Raw genomic sequence first — 3,022 nt, forward strand, 5'->3', positions numbered from 1 at the left:
ATGCAAACTGGAAGTTACGTCCTTCTGAACCAATTTCCGAACAAAGTAAAATCTGTGCACCATAAGAATCTTCAGCAAAATAAGCGGCAGCCTGATCACGCTCTAACAAGCTCATGCCTTCATGTAAACGGTTGAGAATCCGGGGTTATCATTCAGAAATAATGAATGTAGCTAAAATCATATCAGATATGATAGATTTTATTAAAGTCGATCAAATAATTATAACAGCGCTTGAGGAATTAGTTTTAAATAATAACGAAGATATATATGGATTATTAGTTGAATCAGAAAATCAATGGAACGATATATTTCCACTACTTCACGAAAATGAACTTCATACTTTTATAAGGCCAATTTTTATAAAAGATATTAGGGAAAAATATTTTGATATACCTGTTATTACTTTTATTCCATCAAAATGGATCAGTCAACTAATTATACTGCCATTTACTGAATTTTTGTATGTAATTCATCATGTAGGATCTTATATTTTTGGGGTGGACTCTTCAATTCTTACTTCTCCTAATGGAAAATCTATTGAAATAAGTTTCGAAAATTATAACTTAGTAAAAAATGAGTTGATAAATATTAAATCTGATGAGGATTTTTATTCAAAGTATTCATTATTTTACCATGATGATTTCATTATTGAATCTGATGATACATCCTTAATAAGTATGGATAATCATGATTTTAAGTTAGAAATTCTTGATAAAAACAATAAAATACAGCGATTAGATTATAATAAAGAATATTTGGTTATAACAAAAGATAATAAAATTAAATATTCTACATTTGAGAATGGTGATCAATTTAATAATATAAAGTATATAGTTAGTGAAATAGATACATCTTTTTTATCTTCAGATGATTTTAAGCGGCATCAAAATTTAATAATGGAAAAATGGAAAAAGCCTCTAAGAGAATGTTCTGATATTGATTTGGTTATTAAAAAATTAAATAAACTTGGTGCTAAAAGAGCAACTCCAGCAAATGTTAAAAACTGGTCTAATTTGGAGAATATTGCACCAAGAGAACATGATGATTATAAAGCGGTACTATTATTTTCCGGTATTACTGATAGTGAGGAAATTGAAAGATTTTTTGATTTTGCCCGTAAAAGAAGAGGTGTTGCAATTAGTGATGGGTATTATCAAAAAAATATTGGTTTAGAAATTGTAAGAGAGTATTTAGAAAATATTAAAAGTTCTGAAGAGTTTGAATTAGTTCATCAAGTTCAAGGTATTAAGTTTTCATTAATTCCATTAGGGTAATAATCGATGCCAAATATGATTCCAAAAAGGATTGATCCAGATACTTTAAGTCCTGGCGAAATAGAGTTTTTTACTAGAATATCTCAAGAGCAGGATACATCCGATTGGACGATTCTTCATTCTTTAAATATTGCTCCCACCTATCATCAAACTAGGGTTATGGGGGAAATTGATTTTTTAGTAATTATTCCAAAACTTGGGATGTTAGCAATTGAAATAAAAGCACATCGTAAAATTAAGATAGAAGACGGTATATGGTATTTAGGTAGTAATGATATTAATGGATCTCGAAGCCCTTTTATCCAGTTAAAAGACTCTATGTTTAGTTTGCAAAAATATATTGCAAATCATAATAATAAATTAAAAGAAATACCTATTTTCCCCTTAGTCATTTTCACTCACTGCGACTTTATTTTAGAAAGTCTGGAAATTGATAAATCTGGTTATGCAACCTGTAAAGAATTTCGCACAGGCAAGATTTCTGACCTATTGATAAAAAAAATTAATAATGCAAGAAGAGAGTTGCTTGCTAAAAATTCGGCACAATGGTTAAGGTCTAATCCTGATCGGCCAAATCGTGAGGATATATTAGATTTGGTTAGATTACTCCGTCCAAATATTGAGCTGAGTCACCAAGTTCGAAATCATAGTGAATCTATTCAAATGGAGTTATTGAAATTCACTACAGAGCAATTTGATGCTCTGGACTCATTAGCTGATCATGCGTGTGTTTTATTTAATGGTCCTGCTGGAACAGGAAAGACATTTATTGCTATAGAATCGGCTATACGTGCCTCCAAAGAAGGAAAAAAAGTATTATTTATATGTAGAAATAAGTTACTTTGCGAGAATTTAAAGAAACAACTTGGCAGTTTTTCAAATATAACGGTTTCGACCTTGCACGCATTACTTAAATCTTATGATTTACGTACTAATAATGATATTTTAGAAAGTGAAAGTTACTGGGAAAAGGAACTGCCAGAAATAGCATACTCTAATATCATGGATGTATCTCATGATGGCATGTATGATCTTTTAGTATTTGATGAAGCACAAGACATTATCGGGAATAAACTATGGTTGGATTGTCTTGATTTACTTCTAGCTAATGGGCTTTCTCATGGAAGATGGCATATTTTTGGTGACTTTCTTCTTCAATCTATTTATGTGCGAAATATGAATGAAGAAGAATTTATTGAAATAGTAAAAGACCGAAACCCTAGTTGTATAACTTATAGATTACTCAAAAATTGTAGAAATACTGAATCTTCTTCACGGCGTAGTTTAAATTTATTGGCTATGGATTCCCCTTATAAAAGTTATTTACGCTCCCAATCTTCAATATTAGATTCTCAACACTATATGTATTCAAATGATTCTGAACAATTAAAAAAAATAAAAGAGATCATAAATAAATGTTTAAAAGAAGGATTTAATTATTCAGATATCATTATTTTATCAAAAGTAGCTGAAAAAAAAGGCTTGGCTTACAAACATAAAGATGAACTTAATGCCATAGTGTATTCGTTAGATTCTATAGGTTTAAGATTCACATCAGTTCATAAGTTTAAAGGATTGGAAGCACCAGTTATTATTCTTACAGACTTTGATGAAATAGAATCTGAAGATGCGAACAAAGCCACTGCATTTAAACAGGCTGTTATGGTATTAACGGCACCACATTCGATTGTGCTGAGTACAAATGAAAATATTCATTTATCTGCAGACCAGCAGATAAATTACAGTGC

General features: G+C 30.2%; 2 protein-coding genes and 1 pseudogene. 2 read left to right on the forward strand and 1 reads right to left on the reverse strand.

The genetic code is table 11. The annotated features are described in order from the left end of the window. Positions 1 to 124, reverse strand: a pseudogene (locus FTV48_RS15265) (hypothetical protein); the annotation flags it as partial. A 37-nt stretch (positions 125 to 161) separates the two neighbouring features. Between FTV48_RS15265 and FTV48_RS14335 the strand changes: the two are divergent. Together FTV48_RS14335 and FTV48_RS14340 are read left to right on the forward strand one after the other, a co-directional pair. Continuing rightward, positions 162 to 1,274: a hypothetical protein gene (locus tag FTV48_RS14335; protein ID WP_180000744.1), complete on the forward strand. Its 1,113-nt coding sequence runs from the start codon at positions 162 to 164 to the stop codon at positions 1,272 to 1,274. A 6-nt stretch (positions 1,275 to 1,280) separates the two neighbouring features. Continuing rightward, positions 1,281 to 3,022 (forward strand): NERD domain-containing protein (locus FTV48_RS14340; protein WP_180000745.1); only part of this gene is annotated, 1,742 nt, incomplete at its 3' end.

The organism is Acinetobacter sp. YH18001, from assembly GCF_013416975.1.
Classification (GTDB): domain Bacteria; phylum Pseudomonadota; class Gammaproteobacteria; order Pseudomonadales; family Moraxellaceae; genus Acinetobacter; species Acinetobacter pseudolwoffii.

What these genes read in the sequence shown, in the direction of transcription:
- FTV48_RS14335 (WP_180000744.1), top strand. Translation starts at nt 162, where the DNA reads ATGAATGTAGCTAAAATCATATCAGATATGATAGATTTTATTAAAGTC.